Source organism: Paenibacillus sp. CF095 (genome assembly GCF_900101225.1).
Classification (GTDB): Bacteria; Bacillota; Bacilli; order Paenibacillales; family Paenibacillaceae; genus Paenibacillus.
This window is the reverse complement of record NZ_FMZN01000001.1, coordinates 842,179-868,316: the sequence shown is the minus strand read 5'-3', so window position 1 is coordinate 868,316 and position 26,138 is coordinate 842,179. Positions and strand designations below refer to the sequence as shown.

Here is a 26,138-nt window from a genome sequence, read left to right as displayed (position 1 = left end):
CCTTCGCTCCGGCCGTCTGTGGCCATTTTCTATAGATTATACTACAACTCATGACAACATGTGCATAGCCCAAGAGAAAAACGCCGATCCACGTTATACTTAAGACAAAAACCCCTGATTTCCACAGAAATCAGGAGTCTATGTCATTCATGCAACGAAAGTGGGTGATGCTTATACGTTAGTCAACCCACTTCTCAGCCCAGTCTTGAATTTGATTCATGACAGGCTGGAGCGCTCTACCTTTATCCGTCAGTTCATATTCAATACGAACCGGCGTCTCGGGATAGACGTGACGAACCAGAATACCTTCACTCTCCAGATCTTTCATCCGTTCGGATAACATCTTATCACTCATGGATGGGATCAGATTGGAGATATCCTTGAATCGCTTCGAACCACTCATCAATGTTTGAATAATTAAACCATTCCAGCGCTTGCCCAAAAAAGAAAACGCCGTTTCAAAACGCGGACACATCCGCAAGTCTTGACCTTCCACATTAATCACCTCTTTAGAGATCACTCAAATCAACTTACATTTTGTTAGTATATTTCATAATAACATATTTAAGCTTCAAAGAAAACGCCTGCAACTAAAAAGTTTAAATTTTAGAAGCATAACATCCAAAATGGATCATACATCCCAGTGTACATTACACGCTGCGTCGTAACCATGGGAAATATCGTATAACTTCCCCATAGTACTATCTTACCCAAAAAGAACCCAACTGCCACAGTCATCATTGACTCGGAGAAGGGTTCTTTTTGAATAAAACTTATAATTTCCATTTCACGATTGAGTTAGTGAATTAAACCAGCACGCCACCAAATGGTCTTACAGGTTCACTCTTGCCAAATTCCGGCTTAAAGCTGCGGGCAGGATATGCCCATTTCACAGCGTTGCTGATCACTCTTAATATTTCCGGCTTGTAATAGGTCGGATACGTCTCATGACCTGGTCGGAAATAAAAGATTTTACCTTCACCACGCCGGAACGTGCATCCACTCCGGAATACTTCTCCACCCTGGAAGTTGCTTACAAACACCAGTTCATCCGGTACTGGAATATCGAAGAATTCGCCGTACATCTCTTCTTTTTCCAATACAATCTTGCCTTCTATGCCATCCGCAATCGGATGAGATGGGTTAACACACCATACAATTTCCTGCTCGTCAGCTACACGCCATTTCAGATCGCAGCTTGTTCCCATCAGCGCTTTGAATGGTTTGGAGAAATGACCTGAATGGAGCACAATCATTCCCATCCCGTTCAGCACTCGCTGCGCAACCTTCTGTGAGATCTCATCGCTTACGCGATCATGTGCCATATGTCCCCACCATATGAGCACATCTGTGGAATTCAGCACTTCATCACTTAATCCGTGTTCAGGCTGATCCAGTGTAGCTGTACGAATAGCAAAGCCTTCGCCGCCAAGTCCGTCAGCCAGTGCTCGATGCAGACCATCCGGGTAGACTTCCCTTACTTCATCGTGAATTTTCTCATGGACAAATTCATTCCAAATGGTGACGTTGATCATATTCAATTTCCCCCTAGTGTAGCTCTAAACCCACCACATATCGCCCAGCGGTTCTTCAATCAATACTTGCTGGAGATTTTGCACGGCTTTAGAGAATCCTTCTTCAACCGACATCAGACCGTCTTCGTGCTCAATACTTACTACATAATCATATCCGACCAGACGCAAGGCACTTATAATATCTGCCCAAGTCTTGTTATCATGTCCATAACCAACCGAGCGGAACTGCCAAGCCCGATCCAGCATATTGGTATAGTCCTGCATATCCGTTACACCGTGTTTGTTCACGTTTACCGGATCAATCGTTGTATCTTTTGCATGGAAGTGATGGATGGCTCCTTCACGTCCCAAGATGTGAATTGCCTGAACCGGATCAATACCTTGCCACCACATGTGACTTGGGTCCAGATTGGCTCCAATCACTTCACCTGCTGCTTCACGCAGTCTCAGCAACGTTGCTGGAGTATGAACGGAGAATCCACCGTGCAGCTCCAATCCAACTTTTACGTTACGATCTGCTGCAAATTTACCCCACTCTGTCCAGTAAGGGATAACTTTGTTCTCCCACTGCCACTTCAGGATTTCTTGGAAGTCATTTGGCCATGGTGCAACAGGCCAGTTCGGATATTTGGCATCCTCATGATCTCCCGGACAACCGGAGAATGTATTCACTACAGGTACTTCCAGCTTCTCAGCCAGTTCTACCGTTTTAACAAAATCATCGTGGAATCCTTTGGCAATATCCTTTTGCGGATGTAGCGGGTTACCGTGACAGCTGAGTGCGCTGATCGTCAAACCACGTGATTCCACTGCATTTTTGAAGTTTTTCAATGCTGTAGGATTGCTTAACAACTCATCTGGCTTACAATGTGCATTGCCTGGATGTCCGCCTGTTCCGATCTCTACTGCTTTTAATCCCTTGGATGCTACATAATCAAGAGCATCCTCCAATTTACGTCCTCCGAATAGTACCAAAAATACGCCGAGTTTCAAGTGCGATTCCTCCCTGGATTAGATATCGTATGATTGCTGAATTCATGAATATTGAACTGTATACAATTACCGTTCAGATCACATGCCTGTTTGATTAGTGTGGAAAATCGAGAGTGTTTCTATCCTGAAATTGAACGTAAGAATACTGGTTATTCTGCTTCACTCGCAAGAGCATCAAGCTTCGAACACTTTTTACTCAGACTAGTGGGATTCCACGGTTTCAATCTCAGTTTGAACTGTACGAGTTACTGCAAAAGAATCATAGCTGCTCTCCAGATGTACGTGCTTGCCTTCAAGTGAAGAACGCTGGAATGAATGCATGGCTTCCAGTACGTGATAAGCAAGCTTGCCACTGGCCTTGTGTTCCCGTCCGGCACGAATGGATTCAACCATTTCCGTTACGCCGATGCCTCGTTCGTTTTGTCCACTTTCGAAGACTGGTTTGACCGTCTCCCAAGTGTCTTGACCGTATCTGCGCACCTTCACTTCCCCATTAAAATAATTGGGGTCCGGTACACTAAGCGTACCTTCTGTACCATAGATTTCAATACGTGGCAGATCCGAAGCTCCCCGAATATCGAAACTGGTAATCATGGTTGCAATGGCACCTTCTGCGAAATCAATCGTTCCTGCCAAGTGGGTAGGCGTCTCTACTTGAAGCGCTGTACCTTCCTTCGGTCCGGAGCCAATCTTGCGATCTGCAATCTGTATGCCTGCCGAGGCGCTGATTCTGCGTATCGGTCCAAGCAACGTAATCAGAGCGGTCAGATAGTAAGGTCCCATATCAAACATCGGTCCGCCACCTGCAACATAAAAGAACTCCGGATTAGGATGCCAAGCTTCTGGTCCTCCACCCATGAAAAATGAAGTCGCTGCAACCGGCTTGCCAATCAGCCCATCTTCAATGGCCTTACGAGCTGTCTGTATGCCTGAACCAAGGAAGGTGTCCGGTGCAGAACCAACATACAATCCCTTTTCCTCAGCCAGCTCAACAACCTTGCGACCATCCTCAAGAGAAATTGCCAGCGGCTTCTCGGCATACACATGTTTGCCTGCTTCGAGTGCAGCCAGATCGGTCATGGCGTGACTTCCAGGAACCGTAAGGTTCAACACAAGTTCAATTTCGTTATTTTGCAGCAACTCATCTACATTGTAAACGTTTGCGATATTAAATTCATCTGCCCGTTCCTGAGCGCGTTCACGAATCAAATCCGCAACAGCCACGACTTCAATAACCGGGTTGTTTTTGAGATTTTCCAAGTAGATGGCGCTGATGTTACCACACCCGATGATGCCTGCTTTCATTTTCTCCACTGTGACGTTCATCTCCTTACGCATGGTGAAAATCTGCGTTTGAATGGTTGAGATACATATGTTTTGTTGGATGTTTCCTGTTCCTTAAATCTAATACTATGGTATTCCGTTTCAGCTTGAATTAAAATGAATAATATGATTGAAACATGAACTATCTGGTCATAATTTTCAAATTGCAAGGAGTATGCCCATGCCGACAGATTCTTCCTGCCAAGTTCTTACAGCAGGCTTTTCATTTCATCGTAAACCCTACGCTATGGTGCAGCCTGAAGGGGTGAAGAACTACCTGTTAAGACTGCAAACAGACGGACGTTGCCGCGCACGCATAGAGGGAGACATGTCCCTGGTGGATGCGGGCGATCTGCTTCTTTTTGATCCTGACGAGCCTTATGAGCTGAGAATAGACAATGAAACCAATCCGATGGGAGAACGACTGGTGGAGAGTGGCGACTATCACATCTTCTTCAATGGTTCCTGGGTGGATGAGTGGTGGAAACGTCACAAACGGCCGACCCGAATTAAAGTCGAACTGACGGAAAGCCTCTTGGTCCTGTTTCGACAGCTCGTACTGGAGCAGCGCCGCATCTCCAATCCTTATCCGGAAATTTCAAGTTATTATATGCGAATTTTATGTCTCGAAGTGGATCGTCTGCTCGCGGAGCATCCAACGATAACCAATACCAATTACGTGGCTTATGAGATCAAGAATTATATTGAAGAAAACGCTTCCTCTTTATTCAAGCTCGATGATGTGGCAACACATATTGGTATCAGTGTCTCACGGGGTGTTCATCTCTTCAAAGAAGCGTTTGGCAAAAGCATCATGCAATACACGCTTGACGTAAGGCTGAACATGGCGAGGGAACGGATTATTTTCAGTCCAATGACTCTGGAGCAAGTGTCTGAGTCTTCCGGCTTTAACAACTATACCTATTTCCATCGGGTATTCCGTTCCCGGTTCGGCATGTCCCCGAAGGAATTCCGCGTCATTCACCGGGAACAGATGTAATCATACCAGTATACGTAAGTTGAACTTATTTGCGCGCGGCTATGGCCTCGGATACAACCATCGCCAGATCTTCATTGCCAAACATGGACAACACGCCAAGTACCGTATCATCCGGGATCTCACCGGCTTCCTCCTTGGATACAATCAGCTTCTGCACCTGCTGCAAACGCTCGTTGCTCTGCTGATTCGGGTAGGCTTGCCGGTACATCTCTTCCGGGTCCAAACCATTATTGACACACCACTGGGCAAATACGAGGATCATCATCTCTTCTTCCTGTTTATAAGTTTCAATAACGGCTTCCTCGATCTGTTTATTACGTTCCTTTTCATATTCATCCATGACTTGTATTCCTCCGTATGTGTATTCTGCAATTATTTGCGAATCAATTGTTCAGCCAGTTCATGACTGTCCATGACGTGACTTGCACTGATCAGGCAATCATCAGGTGAGTCCAGACAAGCCAGGAAATTGTCAACTGCTCCGCTAAAACCTCTGCGTGCTAACACGGTGTCCCAGCTCCCGAACGTTTCTTTGGTTTCCAGACTCCCCTGTTCCATGCAGCTGATCGTGTCCATGTTCACCACTTCAACAGATCGTCCACCACCATGCAATTCGATCTTCTCCAGATCTGCCCCAGCTTCACGCACCATATCGAATCGACCGTAGGCTGTTCTGCCCAGCTTGGCCGTTCCAGTTGCATGCAGCAGTCTGTCCAGATCATTCTTCCGAATCCATTGATGAAGCAACTCCACATTATGATCCGAGTACCACAACATCAGATCCAGCATATGGATGAGATCATCATAGATGGTTTCTGCCGCAGGGCGATCCTGAATGCCTGTACGATGTTTGGTCACTGTCAGGGACTCGAAGCCTTCTCCACCCTGCATCCATTCTTTCGCTTTTTGGTACATCGGTGCGAATCTGCGGTTGAAGCCCACTGCCAGTAGCAGCCCTTGTGCCTCGGCAAAAGCAGTCATCTCTTCCGACTCGCGAATCGTATAGGATAACGGCTTGTCTACGTACACGGCTAATCCCTGTTCCAGACATTGCATGACAATGTCAAAGTGTGCTTCCGTTGCTGTATGTACAAACACGGCATCCAGATCCCAGGACAACAGTTCTTTCAGATCCGTTGTTCCCCGTTCTAATCGATACGCCTCCTGAACGGCTTTGACCGGCTCCGGAGATCGGTTCATAATGCCTACAATCTCCACGTTCGGATGAGCTGTTAACAGCGGCAAATATACTTTACGTGCAATATCGCCCAGGCCGATAATTGCAACTCGTTTACGTTGGGTTGTTTCCATGATGATCATTCCACCTTCAGTTCGGTTCTATATTTCCACGTCCTATAGTGTAACCCTTCGGACAGCAACTTGCCAGTGATTGCAGCAGACTTCGCTCGAATTGTTCAGACAATGGGCGAACGTGGTAAACTTAGGAGGAACAGCAGTACAGATCGGGATACGACTAGACCTGCCTGATCTGAAAGGAGCGTTTGGGATTTTGCGAAAATGGTTATGGCTTCTGTTATATGTTTTACTTGCAGGAGTCACGTTTATTTACAGATATGAACTGCTGGCCTGGACCGATCTTCATCAGTCCATCCCGCTGTTACTCGCCATGGCAACATTGTTTGCTCTTGTGCCAGTGATTCCTTATAAGTTTGTTATTATCGCCTTTGGTTACAGTTACGGTACTACCACGGCAGCCTGGATATGCTGGCTTGGCACCACACTTGCAGCCATGCTCGTTTATGGCGGAGCAAGAACCATTTTCAGACATCAGGCGAGATCGTACCTCGAACGCATTCGGGGTCTGAACCGTTTTACCACATGGATGGAAGCACATACGTTCATGGGCGTCATGTCGATGCGACTGTTACCGATCGTGCCTCAGATGGCCGTTAATATCTACGCAGGTATAACGTACACGCCATTCTGGGTCTTCATGGTTGCCACGGCCATTGGGAAAATGCCAGCGATTTTTGTATTTGCCTATGCAGGTGCACAAGCTGAAACCTCAATCTGGCTGAGCCTGGCGATCCTTGCCGGATATCTGGTGTTCATGGCCATTGTATTGCTCTTATTTCGCTTTCGGTCACGCAACAAAGCCTGAATTCAGAATTCGCAAACCGTTCAGATTCAGCTTGTTTTCATTCCGGCTTGGTTGGCTTGCCAATTCAGGATATAATAGAAGAGCAAGCCTAATGCTTGTGTAACAAGTTTAATAAAACGGTAGATTGCTGGAGCTCGAACACGAGCGCTAAATCTTCATCAGAAATGGAGTGACTATAGCATGGAACAACATTCAAGTGAGTTAGCAACTTTTGCAGGCGGATGCTTCTGGTGTATGGTATCCCCCTTTGAAGAACTGCCCGGTATTCATAAGATCGTATCGGGTTATACAGGAGGACATACCGAGAATCCAACATATGAAGAGGTCTGCTCGGAGACAACAGGACATGTAGAGGCTGTACAAATTACGTTCGACCCTGCCATCTTCCCTTATAAGAAACTGGTTGAACTGTTCTGGCAGCAGATTGACCCTACGGATACAGGCGGACAATTCCATGACCGCGGATCTTCCTATCAGACGGCTATCTTCTATCACAGCGAAGAGCAGCGCCAGATTGCAGAAGCTTCCAAAGCGGAGCTGGGACAAAGCGGGCGTTTTGACAAACCAATCTTCACTCCGATCTTGCCAGCCAAACCGTTCTATGAAGCGGAGGAACATCACCAAAATTATCACCGGAAGAACCCTGCCCACTACAAACGGTACAGCAAAGGTTCTGGACGCGTAGACTTTATCGAACGCAACTGGTCCGGTAACGTGGATAAAGACGGGCTGAAAGAGCGTTTGACGCCGCTTCAATATGAAGTTACGCAGAACAGCGCGACCGAGCCTGCATTCCATAACGAATTCTGGGATCACCACGGTGATGGTATCTATGTGGACATCGTATCTGGCGAGCCATTGTTCAGTTCTACCGACAAATACGATTCCGGCTGCGGCTGGCCGAGCTTCACACGTCCATTACGTGACCACAACGTGAAGGAAAAAACCGATCTCAGCCATTTCATGATTCGTACCGAAGTGAGAAGTCGTGAGGGTGATTCCCATCTGGGTCACCTCTTCAACGATGGTCCTGCCGAAGCAGGTGGAATGCGTTATTGCATCAACTCTGCGGCACTTCGTTTTGTACCCAAAGAAGACTTGCAAAAAGAAGGATACGGTGAGTACGCCGTCCTTTTTCAATAAGTTATAATACAGATACAAAAAGAGCAGTGGGATGATCCCGCTGCTTTTTTTGTTGTACTTTTTTGTTTTTAATAGACGAACTATTGATACACGAGAATGCATGGATTAGGTTTGGCTCGAAGAGATTTCCGAATTCAAATTCAATTGGCTGGCAGAAGCCGTCTGATGATTGTGAAATTGAATTCGCATCGCTGGAACAATACCCAGCATCATCACGGTAACCGAAATTGCGTAGACGATATAAATGGATGTGCTGTTCATCAGTACACCTGCCATGGAAGATCCAAGAAGCATGCTTCCTATGAATAGAGGTGTGATGGTGCCATTCACCCTCCCGATCAAGTGCTCATCTATCCGGGTGACCAAATAAGTAGAGATGATGACGTTGATAAATGCCAAACTGATTGAACTCAAAAAGCTGATGACAAGAGTCAGCCAGAACCAACTGGATAACACTTCCCCCATCGTGGCTACAGCCAGACACAGCACACCTACGATTAGAGTTAAAGTCTGATTCAACTTGCCACTTACAGCAGCCGCAATACCTCCTCCAATCAATAAACCTATTCCAGATGCACCTGACAAAAACTGTAACGACGTTGCTTCAAGTCCCAGACGTTCGGTGATCAGAAATATTCCAAGTGGGCTGATGAGACCTGCAGAAAGCCCTATACAGATGAATACCAGACTAAGCATTTTTAACGAGCGAGATCGAGCAACATATTGCCAGCCCTCTTTGATATCCGCTAGTAATGAGGTATTTTTTTCCCGCTGAGTGGCGTCTTTAGGCAGAAATGTGAGTAGAAGCGCAGAGATGAGGAATAGAATGAGTAATGCGTACATGGATGCCTGAATTCCCATTGCAGTGTAGATAAAGGTTCCGACGATTGGTCCGAGAATTAAAAACAACGATTGACCACTCTGTGTAATAGCAATTGCAGACTGCAAATGTTCTCCCTTTACATTTCGCCTCACAATCTTTAGAGAAGATGGTTGAGAAAACTGGCTAACGATAGACGATACAAACGTGGCTACGTATAGAATCTGCCAATACCCGGAAGATAAAACGCCAATAATCATGACAATAGACAACGCACTCAGAATATCCCCCAGTATCATCGTACGTTTGGGATTCCAGCGATCAGCAAGTGCACCGCCTATGATGGAGAAAACAAAAATCGGGGCATATTCAAGTACGGTAATCAGCGAGACGGCTATTGGACTTCCCTGAGTTCGATCCATCACATAATAGAGGATCGCCATATTTCGGATCCATATCGCCAGATTTTGCAGCAGATCAGACCCTGTCACGATTAAAAAAGCTTTATTCCTGAACAATGTGTTCATTCTCCATCTCCTCTTTTAAACCGACTGTCCGGTTTATTAATATTTAAAAAGAAAAACTGACTGTTACATCAGCTTTTCATGGTTAACGTTGTTGAATGCCTGCCAGCAGACCGGCCATGCCTTTGTGGTAAATACGACGAATATCCGTCAGGTCCTTCTCGTAATAGAGTGTGGTCAATCCGCTAAACAGACCGTAGATAATATGCATTACATCCTGTGGGTCATCCTGTTTTAATTCCCCATCCTCCATGCCTTTAGTAATAATGGACTCATATGTCGCATACGGAATACGGATCAGGGAAAGCATCTCATCAAGCATCTCCTGGCTGACGACCTGACCCGAGACAAACTCGTTAATGGCATGATTCAGCGGGTTAGCCAAATCATCCACGTAATGGTCAGCAAGTCCGTACAGTTTGTCTATGGCAGTCTTATACCCGGATTCTTTGTCCAGCCAAGCATCCATCCAATCTTCATTGTTAAGCTTGATTAGATACATGAATAACTCTTCTTTGCTTTTGAAATGATAATAGATGCTGCCTTTACTCCGATTGTTAATCGTACATATGTCTTCCATGGAAGTTGCACTATATCCCTTTTGGGCAAACAGTTCCTTGGTATTACGCGCAATGTCTTTTTTAATTTGGGTAACATCTTTTCTTCGTTTGACTTCGATTGGAAAAACCTCCATAAACTAAACCGACTATTCGGTCTAATAGTATCACAGCAAAAATACCTCGTCAATTCAAAGTGCACAGGCACCCTCTCATTTGCTGTTTCAAAAGATGTACAAGAGAATGCCTGACTACAATTCAGGAAAGAAGTCGTCACATCATACTTACGATCCAACCGATCCAATACGCAAATGGAATTAATAACAACTGTGCCAACAGAGTACCGAACAAACGGGATACGAGCATGCAGCCATAAATCTGATTCATGCGATCCAAACGGATCTCGCCACGTAATGATCGGTCACTGAGCAGGGAAATCCTCGGATCAATCAGGATGGTTAGCAAAATAGTCGCTATTCCGTTAATTAGCCCGGTTGATTGGGATGCAGCTACAGCCTGCCCTGGGTAAAGATACGCTGCGTACAAGCTGGACAGGACACCTGTGGTATAGATTGCGGTTACCGCTACATTCAGCAGCATTAACCTTCTTGGCATCCCATGTTGTACCAATCGTTTGGCCATCTTCCAGGATGGCGGGGTGATGTAATACGTTGCATTTCTAATCTTGCTTCGCTTCAGCATACCGCGAACCATCGCAGGGATGGAACCGGCTGCTTCAAAATGCACAACCATTCTCGATGAGAGCTTCACCATGGTTGGGAAACACAATATGGCTAATGCCGTTCCTATCGTCGCCGCACCCATTAACCAGTGCAGCTGCGCCGCAAAGTGTGGATTGGCTCCACGTGTTGCAGTATCCACTAGATTACCTACCATTGGACCCTGGGCCATATTCGAGGTTCGAGAAACCAACAGCAAGATACCTGCCAAAGAAATGGCTAGCGCGATTCTGCGAGTGCGTAAACCACCAAGGCGGAGCGCGTATGACAAGCTGTCTGCGGCATGAATCAGCATGGTGAACAGCATAGGGATTGCCAGGCTAAGACTAAACATATGTGTATGTACTCCTTTATCTTCCTTTTGTTGAACTTATTTCTTACATGGACAGCATTATACTCCTCTGGCTTGCAAAAGTATAGGAACGAGGTCCTTCAATATAAGTTGAAATAAAGAATGTTTACACTGGACACTCCGATGACAGAACAACCTTCCGATCGCTGTTATCCCCAGATTTTCTGATTTCTTTTAGAAAGGGGTAAATCAGGGGATAAAGGCGAGTTTATGCTTACGAAGTAGCTTTCCACAGAAATCTCTTAGCTCCTCTTCTTCAGGTTCTTTCTGTCCTCTCCGTTTTGTGTAAATGTTTATTTCAATATATATAGATCATCGGTAAATGCACTTACGACCTCGGCTGTTTATCGTTTATCCCTCCCCTCACAGGGTAATATACAACTAATCCATCATTGTACAGGAGGGGTTTATATGCCTTGGAACAAACAGGATTATCCGGTATCCATGAAGAACCTGGAACCACGTATCAGACACAAAGCAATTGAGATTGCCAATGCTCTGCTCGATGACGGGTATGAGGAAGGGCGTTCGATTGCAATAGCGACAGCGAAGGCGGAAGAATGGGATGAAAATCATCCCGTGCCGAAAGGTTCGAAATCGGACTCCACATCTTCTTCCGATCATTCCGACCACAAAAAGTCGTCTTCCACGGATCGTCGTCATTCGGAGCCCGTTTCTTCGTCCAAAAGTCATGATAACATCCATGTCGTACCTACCGACTCCGGTTGGGCGATCAAGGAAGAAGGAAAGTCTACCTATCTGTCCACATTTGATACTAAGGCAGAAGCTGTAGATAAGGCCAAAGAACTGAGTAGCAAACAAAATATTCGAGCGATTATCCATAATCAGGATGGTCAGATTGCTTCTTCGATCAAGCCCTGAATGAATCGGAAAACAATAAAATCCCTTTTGCTGCTGAAGAGCAGTCAAAAGGGATTTTATATGAACGTTAACTATCAAGACCTGAATATGATGCATACAGGTTATGGTTGTTCTGAAACGTATGGTTAATTGGATACCCCTCTAGCCACCGTAGTCCGTTGTGAAATAGCAGCAGCGTTAACTGCCTTGGCTGCAGCCGATGGCATCGGCAATTTCACAGCCGAAGTTGTAACCACGGTTCCGCGAGCCGGAACACTAACGACGTACGTGATGACTTTACTGGCAATCCATACGGCCAGAATCGTATATAAAGTTTCTTTTACCGGAAGAAAGAAAAGCGACAATCCCAATACAAAAGCATCGCTGACAAAGAAAACTGTTCCCAGCTTCCATCCCTTCCAGCGGCTAACCAGCACGGCGAGAATATCGTCTCCGCCTGTCGCTCCACCGAATCGAAGCACGATCCCAGCGCCTACCCCTGTCAATATACCGGATAGAACTGCCGGAATCCACAGATTTCCGTTAAACGACAATACCAGTGTGGAGTATCGTTCAAAGCCGTCATAGAATAGGGAAAATGCACCGACGCCAAGCAATGCCTGAATCATGAATTTCCAGCCTTTGAGGAACCAAGCCAGGATCATGACCGGAATGTCCAGTAACAACATACCGATAGCAGGTGATAAGCCTGTTGCGTATTTTCCGAGCAGGGCCAGACCAACAAATCCGCCCTCCGATAAATGATTCTGAAAGTTAATGTGATAATAGGCAAAAGCTAAAATAAATGTACCGAGCAGCATAATGGCGAATTTGATCGCCTCTGTTTTAACGTGTTGTAAGGTTAACGATGTTCTCTTCATTCAGGTTCCCTCGCAGTTTGTAGGTTGGTTTTTTAGACCGACCGTACCCTGCAAAAGGTAAGCCTGGAAGAAATCATCGTGTACGTCCTTCGAATATTCATTCCAATCCCCTCTTTCGCAGAGTCAGCCGTTTTTTTGAACCGGTTGGTGTACTCTACAAGGGGCGCTATGTGTATGAGAGATCGTAACGTTTCCAGATCGTCCTTGGGGAGATTGTCCTTCGGGAACTCATGGTATCCTGATCCTTTCTGTTCTGTTGTGGTTAGCTGTGCTCAGTTAAACTGAAAAATAACTACAATGCATAAGCTTGAACATTTAATTGTACACTTACACTTGGATTACAGTACCCTCTTTCGATCGCTGTTATCCCCGGATTTTTGGAATTCCATTTTCCCTCTGGGGAAAATCCGGTGATAGCCTATGCTTCCGAAGCTGCTTTCTTTCAAAAAGCTTTCAGGCGAACGCTTCGCTTCTACAGATGGGCTCTGCACTCTTCGTTCCTGTGTAAATTGTAAGCTCAACTTACAGCAGTTGCAAGTTCATTCAGTTTAAACACCAAAGCTAACTTGCTTGTTCTTCTATTATATAACACCAACGTGACCGGGTCTAAACAGCGGACCCCTCAAAAACAGGCATAAAGCAGCCTTTGGACTGCTCCAGCAGTCATACGGCAACACCAGGATAAGCAATGCTTGCTAATGGTGCAACCTGCTCCTTTATTCTATGACCAAAGCTTCCAAAAATAACTGTCAGTCACCCAACTGTGACAAATTGGGGCCTTTTTTTATTTTCTTGCGCTTTTTAAAGGAATCATTTTCCTTTCATACATACACTATAGCAAACGTAATCGGCTTATTCTTTGTCCAGTTCAGACGTTTCCAGACTTACTCTGCTGTTTATGGTATAATATAACAATTGAATCCCACTACCGTTTAAGCGAGGCGGATTGATGAAAACGTTAAAGCCAAGAGTCTTTATTGGCTGCTCGCTGGAAGCGAAGCCGATTGCAGCCGCAGTACACGAAAACTTACGTTTTTCAGCCGAAGTTACCCCTTGGTATTCCGGGGTTTTTAATCCAAGCAGCTATACCATGGACGATCTGGAAGTAGAGGTCCGTACGACTGACTTTGCCATTTTTATTTTTCATCCGGATGATATATCCAAAATTCGCGGGAAGTACTACGCGTCGGTCCGGGATAATACAATGCTGGAAATGGGTCTGTTTATGGGTCGTCTGGGACGAAAACGTATTTTTTTCATTCTTCCTGAGGATATTACAGACATCAAGGACACAACCAAGGTTGAAGGATTGCGTATGCCCACAGATCTGCTGGGGTTAAATCCACTCGTATATGAAATCCGTTCTGACGGAAAGTGGGCACCAGCCGTGTCCGTGGCATGTTCCAAAATCGCAGACAGTATTGAGGAACAAGGACGCTGGAGTGATCCAGAATTGGAGAACATCATTGAGAAGCATAAACGCACTGAGGGAGAAGCAAGGTTACAACTGCTTAAGTTGCTGCGGTTCTTTAGGGAATTGCTGCGTACCCGCAAAGCAGATGCCAAGATGCTGGAGCGAATGAGCGATGCCCTGCGTACTGCCTTTGTCTCTCATCCTCCATTCGCTGTACGTGGCACAGCCATATACCGTACAGATGACAGTGGTTATATTGAGCAATTATGTGGTAATGTTGGAGAACCGGGGAGAAAGTATGACTTGTCCGCTAATGACGACAAACAACCGGATGATCCCAAGCGCATCCTTGTTATTGATTCTTACCGGGAGAATAAAATCAAGATCAACCTGTATGATGATTACCTTGAGAAAGAGTATCTGCTATGCTATCCTGTAGCCAAGAGGTATGTAATCACCGTGCACATTATTGGACATATTGAAGCGGATGAGGCGGTATTTCAGCAGATTGACCTACAGAATCGTCAACTGTTCAACGCCATCAACGATTTGTTAGGAGGCGAACCGGAATGAAACCGGAAACGAAAAAAATAAGCAAGCGCTGGGGCAGCGAAAAAAAGGTACGCCTCAGTTCTGCGCCCGAATCATCACGACCGGTTCCGGAACCCAAGGAAGAAGATCGTTTCCACAAGCCGGCCGTACCGCTAACTACCATTGGGCCCTCCCTGAAGGGCAAGGAAAGACCTTATAAGGTCATCCTTGAAAAAGAGGCGTTCTACGAAAAGCCTCAATATCTTGCTTAATTTCTAAACACATCATCAAACCTGCCGCTGAATCGGCAGTATTCCATAGGCCCCGCCGCCCAAGGCAGGGGCTTTTTTGTTGCTCATTTTCGCTAAAATAAAACTGCTTCTACTCGTTGACCCGGTGCCATCGTGTTAAATGTAAGGCATCCTTAAATCATGATCGCAATTCATTGCAGTAATTCATTGCTTGTAATCACTTCTGTAGCAGACTGCATTGCATAAGGCTTATTTGGTTTATGGCCTTAGGTTTCCTGCAAAACCCATAAATTATACCTTATTTTGGAGCAGGCTTGTCCCTAAATCCCTAGCTTCATTCAATATCTGTACCTTTAGGAAAATGCGGTAATGTGTGCTTCCAATATTTCTCGGTTGTATTGTGTATCTCCATTACATATATTGATTATAATATAGGAACACATGTTCTGTAAATATAAAATTCCAATTAAAGGCTAAGGAAGTGAACATATGACATCCTCAACTTCCGCCCCATCCCCTTCTGATGAAGACCATCGTCTGATTAAAGGTCTGGTTGTGCGCACGCTTTTGCTGGATGTACTTGAACGAGATATTCGCACACTGGATACGCTGCTGCTGAAGATGCCCGAAGTCTACATTCTGTCACTGACCCGCATTCAGAACAATGTGCTCAAGGAGATGTTGACCCTTCGCAAACAGATGAGAACCCGTGGTGTCAAAGTACTGGAAGAGAAACGGGAAGCCGAGGGTATCGAAACTCTGTATATGTGCAGAGGGTATTGGCAACGGTTCTATATGCTGTGGACATTCGCACGCAATGAAGTCAAAAAAGAACTCAGTCGGCATCTGCAGATGGACTTGGCGCAGACTTGATACAACTTTGACAATATTGAACCCCTCCCCAGCAAAACAAGTTGACCACGGAAGGTTACGTTCATTAAGATGGAGAAGAGATATCCAACCATTCCAATAAGGCATGATTTGATTTCAACCGGATATACGCTCAACGTCTTATCAATCAAGGAGTTGTACTTCATGGATTTGAATACACATTCGATTAAACAAACACCCGCACATACAGGCATTGCCGCAGATGTAACCGAACTGATCGGCCAGACACCTGCCGTTAAACTGAACCGACTCACAGGCAGCGACTCCGCTGACGTATACGTGAAACTGGAATACTTTAACCCCAGTGGCAGCGTCAAAGACCGTGCCGCATATAATCTGATCGTTCAGGCTGAACTTGCGGGACATTTGCTACCCGGCGCAACCATTATCGAACCAACCAGTGGCAATACGGGCATAGGTCTTGCGATGAATGCCGCCGCCAAAGGATATAAAGCTATTCTGATTATGCCGGACAATATGTCCAAGGAACGCATCAACATTCTGAAAGCCTACGGCGCAGATGTGGTACTCACCCCTGCTGCGGAGCGGATGCCTGGTGCGATTCGCAAAGCAAAAGAACTTCAGGCAGACATTCCGGGAAGTTTCATTCCGCAGCAATTCGAGAATCAGGCGAACCCGGACATTCACCGGATCACGACGGCTCCCGAGATTATGCAACAGATGGAAGGCAAGCTGGATGCCTTCATCGCTACGGCGGGAACTGGCGGAACCATTACCGGCACCGGGGAGGAACTGCGCAAGCAGTTACCCGATATCCGCATCTATGCGGTGGAGCCCAAAGGGTCTCCGGTGTTGTCCGGTGGCGAGCCCGGACCACACAAGCTCGTCGGTACAAGTCCGGGGTTCATTCCGGACATCCTGAATACCGACGTATGGGATGCCATCATCCAGGTGTCCGATGAGGACGCACTGGATACGATGCGGCAGCTTGCTGCCCGGGAAGGGCTGTTGCTCGGCCCTTCCTCTGGCGCTTCAGTGTGGGCCTCCCTTCGCATTGCGAAGGAACTGGGGCCGGGGCACCGGGTGCTCTGCATTGCGCCGGATACCGGGGAACGGTATCTGAGCATGGGTATTTTTTAACACAGCATAAATCTGTACACATCAAAAAGGGCCTTCCATGTCCCATAAGTCATGAGCATGACAAAGGCCCTCCCTTATTAGCGCTCATTGGTCATTGGTTCTAATGAACCTGACACACGCTATTCGCTCCTATTTGCGCAGGTCTGACGTGTAACGAATCACAGCGACGTTATTTCTCCAAATTCGGTCGATTTACAGGCTTAAAAGCTATTTTCGACGGGATAACGTTACTGAGATTCGTTAGAATTCACATCGCTTAATTATCACCCTAATAAGGTGCGGTAGGTTCGTTAGAATGTTGGAGCGATTGGTAGCGAGAAGCGAGGGAAAATCCCTCGAAAAAAGGGAAGATAAGTACATTGAAGGAACCATCAAAATAAAAAAATAAGCTCTCGCTCCCATACGGATGTTGAATCCGCAGAGAACAAGAACTTATTTTGGCAAGGAACTTTATCATCAAAAATAAAGCAAGAACATTTAACGTAAGCTGGTTAGTGTGTCAGGGTTGTCCATTCCACACCTTCAGGAAGCAGGGCCGCAATGCGGTCTTTGGCTTCCTTTTTGGTATACAGCGATTCATCGAGAATGACCGCAGAACCGGAATCTGTGCTTGTCCGAATCAGACGTCCGAGACCTTGCTTCACACGCAAGAGCATATACGGAAGATCGATCTCTTCGTATGGTGCTGCAGACGCACTGCGTTTTGCATTGAAGACAGGGTCCTGTGGTGGATACGGAAGCGACCAGATCATGACATTGGATAATGACGGACCTGGAACGTCCAGTCCTTCCCACAGATTAACGGAGCACAGCACACTCTCCTCATCCTGCTGGAACGCCGCGATCAGATCACTGATCTCCCGGTCGCCCTCATACATAAAGCGCAAACCTTCTGCTTCAGGTACATGAACGATGTCCTGCTTGAACGCGCGTAGTTCTTCCATCGTACGGAAAAGAATCAGCGCACGTCCTCCACTCTCCTGAAGTAACGACACCGCATCACGCAAGCGATTTTCGTTCTCCGGGTGACCCGGTACAGCTTCATCGGTAATTTTCATCTTCATTTTGTCCGCATAATCATACGGAGAAGCCACCGAGAATGATACAAAATCATCAATGCCCAGGCTGTCCGCCACATAACGGAATGAACTGTCCACAGATAATGTTGCGGAGGAGAACACGATTGGAATACCTGTGTTGAACACACGCTCGTTCAGCATTTCCTTCACGGTGCGCGGCATGATTGATAAGGTCGTCTCATCCTCGCTCTCTTCCGCCCAACAGATGTAACCATCTTCCTTACGGAACAAAGCAAGTGCAGACTGAATCATGTCCAGATGTTCTTCCACGACACGCATCTGATAACCATCCAGCGAGAACAATCCACTCTCAAATACCAGTTCTTCACCGATCGCATCCAGCACACTCGTCAGACGTTCAATCTCACGCAGCAGTGGCGGCTCTACCCGAACTTCTTTCCGTTCCGATCCCGGAATCGCCACCGTATACGTATCCAGCAATGCAAATAGTCGCTCACTGCTCTCAATCGCTTCATCTACACGCTCCGCGAGGGATTCACGAATCTCTCCTTCTAACAGGCGAGTCACGAGTTCCTCGAAGATACGGTGTTTCAGTTTGTAGCTCAGTGCGTTCAGTGCTGCTTCTTCCAGCAAATGTCCTTCATCAAATACAACTGAGCTGTGATCAGGCAGCAGGGGCAATTGTCCCTCGCGTTTGCGCGCATCATAGGTCCACACATGCTCCATGTAATAATCATGGGAACAGATGATGATGTCTTTGGAACGACGGTAATGGTCACGCGACAGCGTAAGGCCGCAGCGTTGTCTTTTTGGACAAACAAAACAATCCTGGAACGGGTCCCAGTTGATTTTGTTCCACTGACGATCATTCAGATGTGGATACTGTTTCCGGTCACCATATGGATGGAAGGCCTGAAGTGTACCCGGCGTGTTCACAAAATCCGGCAGACTCTCATGCACTTCTTCAATAACAGGCGCATCCTCATCCGCAAATCGCATCGCACTTAATTTGTTCAGACAGACGTATTGGTCCGGTGACTTACCCAGACGTGCGTCCACTTCCAAGTCCAGATGTGCAGCCAGCTTGGCAATATCTCCGCCGGGCTTCACAAGCTGTTCAATCAAGGACTCATCGGCACAGGCGATCACTGCCGGTTTGCCCGTATAACGTGCATAACAGACCGCGTAGAGCAGATAGACTAACGTCTTGCCTGTTCCGACACCGGCCTCCGCCATAATGGTCTTTTTATCTCCATAGGCCCGTTCGAGCTGGTACGCCATAAAAATCTGTTCATCCCGTACCTCGAAGCCGGACTCTGGCAAAATATCGTAAAAAACATCGGCAACCCATTCCCCGAGACGGGATACAAAAGGTTCAGCCGGATCATATGCAAAAGGATAACGTTGTGTAGACAATCCTAGGTCAGCCTCCATTCTTAGACGCGGTCCTCTTTCATTTTTCCGTTCAAAAAAGGCCGCAGGGCAAAAGTTAATTATCTCACGCGATGAAGCGGGTGACAAGCTTTTTTTACGAGATTATTTGCGAGGTTTAATGTATAGAACCATTTTTCAGGGAAAATATATACAGGAATCCACTTTAAGGAAAGGCGGTGCTCCACTCCATGAATCATCAGTCTTCACAATCAGAGCATTCCTCAGACAAAGACCCTGAGACATTAACGGATCGACAAGGTCATCCCATTACGGACAATCAGAATGTACGAACCGTTGGCAGTCGGGGACCGACTACGCTGGAGAACTATCATTTTCTCGAAAAGATTACTCACTTCGACCGTGAACGTATTCCTGAACGTGTGGTCCATGCCCGCGGCGCTGGCGCTCATGGCGTATTTGAAGCGTATGGAACGGCCGGAGATGAACCGGTATCGAAGTACACACGTGCACGTCTGTTTCAGGAGAAAGGCAAACAAACGCCCGTGTTCGTTCGCTTCTCCACCGTTATACATGGTGGACATTCACCGGAGACCCTGCGGGACCCGCGCGGGTTTGCTGTAAAATTTTATACCGAAGACGGCAACTGGGATCTGGTGGGTAACAATCTGAAAATCTTTTTCATTCGCGACCCACTCAAATTCCCGGATATGGTACATGCCTTCAAGCCAGATCCTCTGACCAATGCACAGGATATGGAGCGGTTTTTCGATTTTGTTTCGCTAAGTCCTGAAGCTACCCATATGGTGACATTCCTCTTCTCTCCATGGGGCATTCCAGCGAATTATCGGCAGATGCAAGGGTCGGGTGTTAATACATACAAATGGGTCAATCAGGAAGGCAAGGGCGTACTCATCAAATACCACTGGGAACCGCTCAATCAAGGGATACGCAACCTGCTGCAAAAAGACGCAAGCGAGATTCAGGGACAGAATTTCAACCATGCGACGTTGGATCTTTATCACGCCATTGAACAAGGGGAGTATCCCGAATGGGAGCTGTGCGTTCAAGTAATGGAGGACGGCGAGCATCCAGAGTTGGACTTCGACCCGCTGGACCCAACCAAGCTATGGCCGCAAGATCAGTTCCCTTTTCTACCTGTGGGCAAAATGACGTTGAATCGTAATCCCGAGGATTATTTCAATGAAGTGGAGCAAGCAGCGTTTGGCACAGGTGTATTGGTAGACGGGCTGGATTTCTCAGATGACAAACTGTTGCAAGGGCGCACCTTCTCCTATTCGGATACCCAGCGTCACCGGGTGGGTGCGAACTATCTGCAATTGCCTGTAAATGCACCGAAGAACCGGGTTGCAACGAATCAGAGCGGCGGGCAGATGCAGTATCAGGTGGATCGTGCACCGGGTCAGAATCCGCATGTGAACTACGAACCTTCTTCGCTTGGTGGCTTAAAGGAAGCACCCCCTCGTGGCAAGGAGCATGAACCACTGGTGGAGGGCCGACTTGTCCGCGAGAAGATTGAGCGCACCAATGACTTTGGACAAGCGGGTGATACGTACCGGGCGTTCGAGGATTGGGAGCGAGATGAGCTGATCAGCAACATGGTCGGCGCGTTGGCACAATGCAAACCAGATATCCGGGATCGCATGATCTCTTACTTCACCCAAGCGGATGCGGATTACGGTCGGCGCGTCTCTGAAGGGTTGGCCTCTGTACCAACCGATGATAGTGCCACAGTCCAACCGAAACATGAACCCAGTGTCGAGCAAGCAAAGAAACGCAGTCGTGAGACGGACGGATATTAAAATAGCTGGACAGCGTTTAGACTGATAAGTCTGACACTGTTAGTACATTCGAGTATGTTGAGTAAGCAGATTACGTTCTGAATTAAACATAGCCCTGATCGTCAAGTTGCCAGTTGCAGCTGCTATCAGGGCTTTTTCATGACTAGCTGGAGTGTAATCTCCACTTCAGGATGCATGCAGCTATGTATTTTAGATTGAATGAAGTTCATAGGAGTGGATCATAAGTAAAACTGGTACTCTTAGGATTGAAAAGCGTACTTCTCTACGTTCATTTCAGATGATTCTTCGTTAAATGAGAGCTATCACACAATGGAAAGATTACATAATTCACGTGATATTACAGGCATTGGAAGCTTGCAGGCCTGACCTGCCTGCATGTACCTCCATCTGATCAGATGATTATTGATGATAACGATTACAACATTTACCATAAAGTTGTGTCCTAGAGATTACATCTAACCAGCCGGCATGACCTCTCTCATAGGTAACGGTCTGGTACACGGATACCACATGCTCTTCATTCTATTCCCAATTAACCAAGGAGGCTTACGTAATGAAATTATTCCCATCCACATCCACTCATGTATCTGCACGATCTGCACGTTCTCTGAAGGAACGCTCCCTCAAATCGAAAATGGCCCAGATCTGTCTGAGCGCCGCGTTCCCTCTATTATTGATTGGTGGTGGATCGGCTGGTGCTGAAGAGCTGATCGAGAGCAGCTTACAAACCCCCTCCGAATCGGTGGCGACTTCGAATATCGCACTTGCTGCAGGTGATCTCTATGTCTCCCCTAACGGCTCAGCCAGCAATCCGGGTACGATCAACAGTCCAACGTCACTGGCTAACGCATTAACCCAGGTCGCACCGGGCAAAACGATCTATCTACGCGGCGGTACCTATAACTTCTCCCAGACCATTACCATTGAACGTGGCAACAGCGGCACATCGAGTCAACGTAAAAACCTGGTGGCGTATGGATCGGAAAAACCAGTCTTTGATTTCTCAGCCCAAACCTTCGCTTCCACCAATCGTGGACTGCAAATGTTCGGAGACTACTGGTTCGTCAAAGGGCTTGAGGTGAAGGGTGCCGGCGATAACGGCATTTTCATCGGGGGCAGCTACAACCGCCTGGAGCAGATCGAAGCTCATCACAACCGGGATACGGGTATTCAAATGGGACGTTATGCTTCCACGGCTGCCAAGAGTGAATGGCCTGCATATAATGAAGTCATTCGTTCCTACTCCCACAACAACTATGACCCGGATGACGGCGAGGATGCCGACGGTTTTGCCGCGAAACTAACGGTCGGTCCAGGGAACGTATTCGACGGCTGCATTGCCGCCTATAACGTGGACGATGGCTGGGATCTGTATAGCAAAACGGATACAGGCGCCATCGGCGCGGTTACGATCCGCAACAGCATCGCCTACGCGAACGGTGCAACATCAGACGGCACTTCCACCTCCAACAGCGATGGCAACGGCTTCAAGCTCGGTGGCGAGAAGATTGCGGTGAATCATATCGTTGAGAACAACATTGCGTTTAACAATAAAAAGCACGGCTTCACCTACAACAGTAATCCCGGTTCGATCCAGGTGAAAAATAACACCTCCTGGAATAATGGGCAAAGCAACTTTGCCTTTGATCTAGGCACCCACATCTTCACCAACAACCTGTCCTTCCAAGGCGGCGCCAGTGACAAAACAAGCGGAACCGACGTCAGCAGCACCAACGTCTGGTGGAAGAACAAAAAAAGCGAGAACGCCAAAGGCCTGCTCGTCAGCGCAGCCGACTTTGTCTCCCTCGTGCCTTCGGTAACACGTAGCGCCGACGGAACACCTGTCTTGGGTAATTTCCTGAAGCTTGCGGGTGGCAGTGATTTGATTGGTTCGGGTACGCCAGCGGGTAAGAATATTGGGGCACGGTAGGTATGTGAGTAAATAAGATAAAAGAATAATTTAAAAGCAATTCCCCTCCCCCCAATGCCAGCCTAATCGGTGGTAATGGAGGAGGGGATTCTTGAATTGCTTTGTATTGTCAGCTGGCTTATGAGGTAGATAGATAAATACTTATGTTTTGGCTAAAACCTCAATCATCAGTCTGCCGCCTGTACGAAAACCTTGCTCGAATGCCGCTTCCACATACATCGACGTGGACTGTCCGATCAAGTCGATCAGTTGTTCCAAAGCATCGTATTCTGTATCTGTGAGATTTGTTTTGTAGTTCTGCATCATGTCCGATATTTGACGATTGATCTCTTGATACTCAGCCTGCTCAGGATGAATCGACTCGTCCAACCGCAGGTTCCCGTGAAACAAATCTTCGATCAGGTTTGACATATTATCCTTCATGGTAAGGTCACCTCAGGAAGATTGTAACTCAAGGGAAGAGATGAAATGCGGATTTAGCGGGAAAACCGCTAGTGTTTTTTTATTGAGTCGAAGTTAAAGTTAAACTCATACCTCAAACACCAAAGGAAGCTTATCTTGCTGTAGTCAACGCTCACAAATGGCTCACATTCTGTCATATGAAGGCAAAAGAAAAAGCACCACGAGGGGGGCTTTAGTCGACATGTTTATGATCATTTCGCTACTATCATTTGAATGATATACATTTATCCCAAAGGATTGATACTAAGGGCTTTTATTAAGGATTCCTTCATGTTTTGAATAAACTCGGCGCGAGTTTCAGAAGAAATTTCCAACAGAGACAGATAAGGATTCAAGTCCTCCAGTTCAACTAATAGCAGTTCTCCTGATAGTGTGCGACATGCATCCACACGTTGAATACCGTAGTCAATGTTATTCCAATCAATAAACTTTTGTGCAAAAGATAAATCTTGTTCAGTAGGTGTATATTCTTTCAATTCCCAACGTTTATCCTTATCCGGTGCATACAATGCGTACTGATAGTCCTTGTCAATGAAGTAAAAGGATACCTCGTATTCAAAAGGGATAAACGGTTGCACCAGAATACTATGCTGCTCATTATCAATTTCATTAGTTAGTTCTTCTTTAGAAATTTTCTTCATGCCAATGGAATCAGCGCCATCTTTTGGTTTGACAATGAAGTATTCTACCTCGGGTAGAAATTTAACATTTTCAACGGAATCTATGGTGGGTATAACCGGGAAATTCACATTTGTTAATTCCAACAAATACTCTTTTCCATTCATATCTGCTTTGCCATTAAATGAATTGTAAGTATTTAGTTGCTTGTCTACTATTCTCTTACGAAAAGCTTGATACTTTTCTTTAAAATTGGCAACAGGACCTGCATTTCGAAAGACAATTAAATCGACAACATCCTCGAAGCTCTCGATATCCTCCGGATGGCAAATAATCAAGTCGAACTCTTCTCTAAGTTTGGAAGTGAGATACAGGTCTTCTTCATAATAGTTTCTGCCTTTAGCTGGATAGTAAAGGTCTGTTACAAATAACAACTTCTTCAAAAAGTAACACCTAACTTTCGTATTCTTTTTATTAACCCATTCTTAACATATTATACGATGTTAATCTCCTATTCAAAGAAAATAAGAAAAAGCGAGATGCGGAACGCCCCAGTCATATGCCGCTATTGCAGCTGTACGTTTCATTCTCGCCCGATTTCCACAATACAAATATATCACGTGAAAAGTCCAACGAAAGGCCATCATGTGGCCATAATCAGGTCAAAAATAGGTCACTTTTTTATTCAAACGATTCTCACCCATGTCTTTCTTACTTTTAAAGTAATATCTTCCCCTTACTGGTCATTGACCATTTCCTTGCGGTCAATTGAGAAGTCAACTTATCAACATTAGGTAATTATAGTACTGCAGATCCATTGTTCATATAATTGCTCAAGTGTTCAAAAAGCCCCATAATATACGCCCACATCTTCGAGCCTAGGTTTCCATGATGTTCATCCAAAGATTGCTCAAATGTACTAGGGCTTTGATACCCATTAATCGCCCATAATGTTAAATAACGAAACAGGAATGTTATACTTGCTTTACAAAAATTTAATTGCATTAAATTCAATATTTTCAATATATTCAAAAAGTGGAATTAGAACAAACTGAAATCGTGGTGCAGATTATAGTTTACAGAAGCAAAATCGTAGTATTTTGTATTAAAGTTGATTGGAGGAAAAGATTCATGAATTTAGTAATTGAAAAGTTAAAAGTCACAGATATTGAAAGCTTGTATGAATTCGAAATTGAAAACAGAACTTTTTTCGAGGAAATGGTACCGTCTCGAGGAGATGATTATTACATACCTGAGGTTTTTAAAGTAAGGAATGAATCTCTACTTGATGAACAAGTCAAAGGACTCTCCTTTTTTATCTAATAAAAGACGAAAATAACTCTATTCTTGGAAGAATAAATTTAGTTGATATTGATTCCGATAAAATAGGATTTCTCGGCTATAGAGTGGGACAAATCCACACTGGAAAAGGTGTTGCTAAAAAAGCATTAAAATTATTACTTAATACGTTAGTTGATTTAGATATAAAAGAAGTTAAGGCAAAAACAACCACCAACAATATAGCATCTCAAAAAGTTTTAGAGCAAAACGGATTCGAGCATACAGAAACTAGTGATAAAGAATTTGAAATGAATGGCCAAATGTTAAAATTCATTACTTATAAATGGACAAATAAACCATAATTTTAATCACCAATCGGATGCAGCTGTTTAAGCTGAAGATCATAAGCCAAATTCCTCGTTCAAGATACTGAGGGGTTAGGCTTTTTTTGTCTTTTAAGGTTCCTTATATTTTGAATTTCGCGCTCTTGATGTTATTCCTTTGGGAAACTCATTGAGTATTGCAGATGAATTGGTTCTTACGCGCATTTAGT

23 protein-coding genes and 1 pseudogene are annotated in these 26,138 nt (G+C 45.8%); 11 read left to right on the top strand and 13 right to left on the bottom strand.

What is annotated here, in order from left to right; all coding sequences use genetic code 11:
• Window positions 1-178 precede the first annotated feature (178 nt).
• From BLS69_RS03820 to BLS69_RS03805, 4 genes are all read right to left on the bottom strand, one after another.
• Entirely contained in the window at window positions 179-475 is a 297-nt protein-coding gene (locus BLS69_RS03820; RefSeq protein ID WP_076333333.1) for a winged helix-turn-helix transcriptional regulator, read from the bottom strand.
• A 331-nt stretch (window positions 476-806) separates the two neighbouring features.
• The gene (locus BLS69_RS03815; RefSeq protein WP_017687549.1) at window positions 807-1,535 is read right to left on the bottom strand and encodes a ThuA domain-containing protein; all 729 of its coding nucleotides are present in this window, start codon (window positions 1,533-1,535) and stop codon (window positions 807-809) included.
• 24 nt (window positions 1,536-1,559) lie between these two features.
• The gene (locus tag BLS69_RS03810) at window positions 1,560-2,528 is read right to left on the bottom strand and encodes a sugar phosphate isomerase/epimerase family protein (protein ID WP_091028762.1); all 969 of its coding nucleotides are present in this window, start codon (window positions 2,526-2,528) and stop codon (window positions 1,560-1,562) included.
• A gap of 201 nt (window positions 2,529-2,729) precedes the next feature.
• Window positions 2,730-3,842, bottom strand: coding sequence for a Gfo/Idh/MocA family protein (locus BLS69_RS03805; protein WP_091028759.1), 1,113 nt, complete (start codon window positions 3,840-3,842; stop codon window positions 2,730-2,732).
• 190 nt (window positions 3,843-4,032) lie between these two features.
• Between BLS69_RS03805 and BLS69_RS03800 the strand changes: the two genes are divergently transcribed.
• Window positions 4,033-4,851: an AraC family transcriptional regulator gene (locus tag BLS69_RS03800; protein WP_091028757.1), complete on the top strand. Its 819-nt coding sequence runs from the start codon at window positions 4,033-4,035 to the stop codon at window positions 4,849-4,851.
• 25 nt (window positions 4,852-4,876) lie between these two features.
• On the opposite strand, the gene BLS69_RS03795 is transcribed toward BLS69_RS03800, so the two are convergent.
• Window positions 4,877-5,191, bottom strand: coding sequence for a hypothetical protein (locus tag BLS69_RS03795; RefSeq protein ID WP_091028755.1), 315 nt, complete (start codon window positions 5,189-5,191; stop codon window positions 4,877-4,879).
• Window positions 5,192-5,223: 32 nt separating this feature from the next.
• Window positions 5,224-6,162, bottom strand: a complete 939-nt coding sequence (locus BLS69_RS03790) for a Gfo/Idh/MocA family protein (RefSeq protein WP_091028752.1) — start codon at window positions 6,160-6,162, stop codon at window positions 5,224-5,226.
• Window positions 6,163-6,262: 100 nt separating this feature from the next.
• Between BLS69_RS03790 and BLS69_RS03785 the strand changes: the two genes are divergently transcribed.
• Both BLS69_RS03785 and msrA read left to right on the top strand, forming a co-directional pair.
• Entirely contained in the window at window positions 6,263-6,973 is a 711-nt protein-coding gene (locus BLS69_RS03785) for a TVP38/TMEM64 family protein (protein ID WP_091028750.1), read from the top strand.
• Window positions 6,974-7,153: 180 nt separating this feature from the next.
• On the top strand, window positions 7,154-8,116 hold the full coding sequence (gene msrA / locus BLS69_RS03780) for a peptide-methionine (S)-S-oxide reductase MsrA (protein WP_091028748.1): 963 nt from the start codon (window positions 7,154-7,156) through the stop codon (window positions 8,114-8,116).
• Between the two features lie 105 nt (window positions 8,117-8,221).
• On the opposite strand, the gene BLS69_RS03775 is transcribed toward msrA, so the two are convergent.
• From BLS69_RS03775 to BLS69_RS03765, 3 genes are all read right to left on the bottom strand, one after another.
• A complete protein-coding gene (locus tag BLS69_RS03775) occupies window positions 8,222-9,463 on the bottom strand; it encodes an MFS transporter (protein ID WP_091028747.1) in 1,242 nt (413 codons plus the stop codon).
• A gap of 82 nt (window positions 9,464-9,545) precedes the next feature.
• The gene (locus BLS69_RS03770) at window positions 9,546-10,154 is read right to left on the bottom strand and encodes a TetR/AcrR family transcriptional regulator (protein ID WP_091028744.1); all 609 of its coding nucleotides are present in this window, start codon (window positions 10,152-10,154) and stop codon (window positions 9,546-9,548) included.
• A gap of 136 nt (window positions 10,155-10,290) precedes the next feature.
• Window positions 10,291-11,091 carry a lipid II flippase Amj family protein gene (locus BLS69_RS03765; protein ID WP_076216967.1) on the bottom strand — a complete coding sequence of 267 codons (801 nt, stop codon included), beginning with the start codon at window positions 11,089-11,091 and terminating at the stop codon, window positions 10,291-10,293.
• Between the two features lie 429 nt (window positions 11,092-11,520).
• On the opposite strand from BLS69_RS03765, the gene BLS69_RS03760 reads away from it, so the two are divergent.
• The gene (locus BLS69_RS03760) at window positions 11,521-11,991 is read left to right on the top strand and encodes a DUF2188 domain-containing protein (RefSeq protein ID WP_091028742.1); all 471 of its coding nucleotides are present in this window, start codon (window positions 11,521-11,523) and stop codon (window positions 11,989-11,991) included.
• Between the two features lie 125 nt (window positions 11,992-12,116).
• Here BLS69_RS03760 and BLS69_RS03755 read toward each other — a convergent pair whose 3' ends face one another.
• Window positions 12,117-12,851 (bottom strand): YitT family protein, encoded by a 735-nt coding sequence (locus tag BLS69_RS03755; protein WP_036614465.1) that lies wholly within the window; start codon window positions 12,849-12,851, stop codon window positions 12,117-12,119.
• A 949-nt stretch (window positions 12,852-13,800) separates the two neighbouring features.
• Here BLS69_RS03755 and BLS69_RS03750 point away from each other — a divergent pair.
• The 4 genes from BLS69_RS03750 to cysK all read left to right on the top strand — a co-directional run bounded on the left by BLS69_RS03750 (window position 13,801) and on the right by cysK (window position 17,039).
• Entirely contained in the window at window positions 13,801-14,838 is a 1,038-nt protein-coding gene (locus tag BLS69_RS03750) for a nucleotide-binding protein (RefSeq protein ID WP_051447360.1), read from the top strand.
• Window positions 14,835-15,068, top strand: coding sequence for a hypothetical protein (locus tag BLS69_RS03745; RefSeq protein ID WP_017687536.1), 234 nt, complete (start codon window positions 14,835-14,837; stop codon window positions 15,066-15,068). Before BLS69_RS03750 ends, BLS69_RS03745 begins: the two co-directional genes overlap by 4 nt.
• Before the next feature lie 468 nt (window positions 15,069-15,536).
• Window positions 15,537-15,920, top strand: a complete 384-nt coding sequence (locus BLS69_RS03740; RefSeq protein WP_091028740.1) for a YhjD family protein — start codon at window positions 15,537-15,539, stop codon at window positions 15,918-15,920.
• A 162-nt stretch (window positions 15,921-16,082) separates the two neighbouring features.
• Window positions 16,083-17,039: a cysteine synthase A gene (gene cysK, locus BLS69_RS03735; protein WP_091028738.1), complete on the top strand. Its 957-nt coding sequence runs from the start codon at window positions 16,083-16,085 to the stop codon at window positions 17,037-17,039.
• Between the two features lie 491 nt (window positions 17,040-17,530).
• On the opposite strand, the gene BLS69_RS03730 is transcribed toward cysK, so the two are convergent.
• Window positions 17,531-19,513, bottom strand: coding sequence for an ATP-dependent DNA helicase (locus BLS69_RS03730; protein ID WP_091028736.1), 1,983 nt, complete (start codon window positions 19,511-19,513; stop codon window positions 17,531-17,533).
• Between the two features lie 188 nt (window positions 19,514-19,701).
• Here BLS69_RS03730 and BLS69_RS03725 point away from each other — a divergent pair, with 188 nt between their 5' ends.
• Both BLS69_RS03725 and BLS69_RS03720 read left to right on the top strand, forming a co-directional pair.
• On the top strand, window positions 19,702-21,294 hold the full coding sequence (locus BLS69_RS03725) for a catalase (protein WP_091028734.1): 1,593 nt from the start codon (window positions 19,702-19,704) through the stop codon (window positions 21,292-21,294).
• 553 nt (window positions 21,295-21,847) lie between these two features.
• Entirely contained in the window at window positions 21,848-23,224 is a 1,377-nt protein-coding gene (locus tag BLS69_RS03720; protein WP_091028731.1) for a right-handed parallel beta-helix repeat-containing protein, read from the top strand.
• Between the two features lie 141 nt (window positions 23,225-23,365).
• On the opposite strand, the gene BLS69_RS03715 is transcribed toward BLS69_RS03720, so the two are convergent.
• Together BLS69_RS03715 and BLS69_RS03710 are read right to left on the bottom strand one after the other, a co-directional pair.
• A complete protein-coding gene (locus tag BLS69_RS03715; RefSeq protein ID WP_091028729.1) occupies window positions 23,366-23,647 on the bottom strand; it encodes a DUF6809 family protein in 282 nt (93 codons plus the stop codon).
• Window positions 23,648-23,910: 263 nt separating this feature from the next.
• The gene (locus tag BLS69_RS03710; protein ID WP_091028726.1) at window positions 23,911-24,747 is read right to left on the bottom strand and encodes an ATP-grasp domain-containing protein; all 837 of its coding nucleotides are present in this window, start codon (window positions 24,745-24,747) and stop codon (window positions 23,911-23,913) included.
• 688 nt (window positions 24,748-25,435) lie between these two features.
• Between BLS69_RS03710 and BLS69_RS03705 the strand changes: the two are divergent.
• A pseudogene (locus BLS69_RS03705) lies at window positions 25,436-25,947 on the top strand (GNAT family N-acetyltransferase).
• Window positions 25,948-26,138 lie beyond the last annotated feature (191 nt).

Coding starts and splice junctions, on each gene's coding strand:
- BLS69_RS03755 (WP_036614465.1), bottom strand. CDS start 12,851: ATGAAGAGAACATCGTTAACCTTACAACACGTTAAAACAGAGGCGATC.
- BLS69_RS03770 (WP_091028744.1), bottom strand. CDS start 10,154: ATGGAGGTTTTTCCAATCGAAGTCAAACGAAGAAAAGATGTTACCCAA.
- BLS69_RS03815 (WP_017687549.1), bottom strand. CDS start 1,535: ATGATCAACGTCACCATTTGGAATGAATTTGTCCATGAGAAAATTCAC.
- msrA (WP_091028748.1), top strand. CDS start 7,154: ATGGAACAACATTCAAGTGAGTTAGCAACTTTTGCAGGCGGATGCTTC.
- BLS69_RS03790 (WP_091028752.1), bottom strand. CDS start 6,162: ATGGAAACAACCCAACGTAAACGAGTTGCAATTATCGGCCTGGGCGAT.
- BLS69_RS03745 (WP_017687536.1), top strand. CDS start 14,835: ATGAAACCGGAAACGAAAAAAATAAGCAAGCGCTGGGGCAGCGAAAAA.
- cysK (WP_091028738.1), top strand. CDS start 16,083: ATGGATTTGAATACACATTCGATTAAACAAACACCCGCACATACAGGC.
- BLS69_RS03765 (WP_076216967.1), bottom strand. CDS start 11,091: ATGTTTAGTCTTAGCCTGGCAATCCCTATGCTGTTCACCATGCTGATT.
- BLS69_RS03750 (WP_051447360.1), top strand. CDS start 13,801: ATGAAAACGTTAAAGCCAAGAGTCTTTATTGGCTGCTCGCTGGAAGCG.
- BLS69_RS03760 (WP_091028742.1), top strand. CDS start 11,521: ATGCCTTGGAACAAACAGGATTATCCGGTATCCATGAAGAACCTGGAA.
- BLS69_RS03725 (WP_091028734.1), top strand. CDS start 19,702: ATGAATCATCAGTCTTCACAATCAGAGCATTCCTCAGACAAAGACCCT.
- BLS69_RS03800 (WP_091028757.1), top strand. CDS start 4,033: ATGCCGACAGATTCTTCCTGCCAAGTTCTTACAGCAGGCTTTTCATTT.
- BLS69_RS03720 (WP_091028731.1), top strand. CDS start 21,848: ATGAAATTATTCCCATCCACATCCACTCATGTATCTGCACGATCTGCA.
- BLS69_RS03715 (WP_091028729.1), bottom strand. CDS start 23,647: ATGAAGGATAATATGTCAAACCTGATCGAAGATTTGTTTCACGGGAAC.
- BLS69_RS03795 (WP_091028755.1), bottom strand. CDS start 5,191: ATGGATGAATATGAAAAGGAACGTAATAAACAGATCGAGGAAGCCGTT.
- BLS69_RS03740 (WP_091028740.1), top strand. CDS start 15,537: ATGACATCCTCAACTTCCGCCCCATCCCCTTCTGATGAAGACCATCGT.
- BLS69_RS03730 (WP_091028736.1), bottom strand. CDS start 19,513: ATGGAGGCTGACCTAGGATTGTCTACACAACGTTATCCTTTTGCATAT.
- BLS69_RS03820 (WP_076333333.1), bottom strand. CDS start 475: ATGTGTCCGCGTTTTGAAACGGCGTTTTCTTTTTTGGGCAAGCGCTGG.
- BLS69_RS03775 (WP_091028747.1), bottom strand. CDS start 9,463: ATGAACACATTGTTCAGGAATAAAGCTTTTTTAATCGTGACAGGGTCT.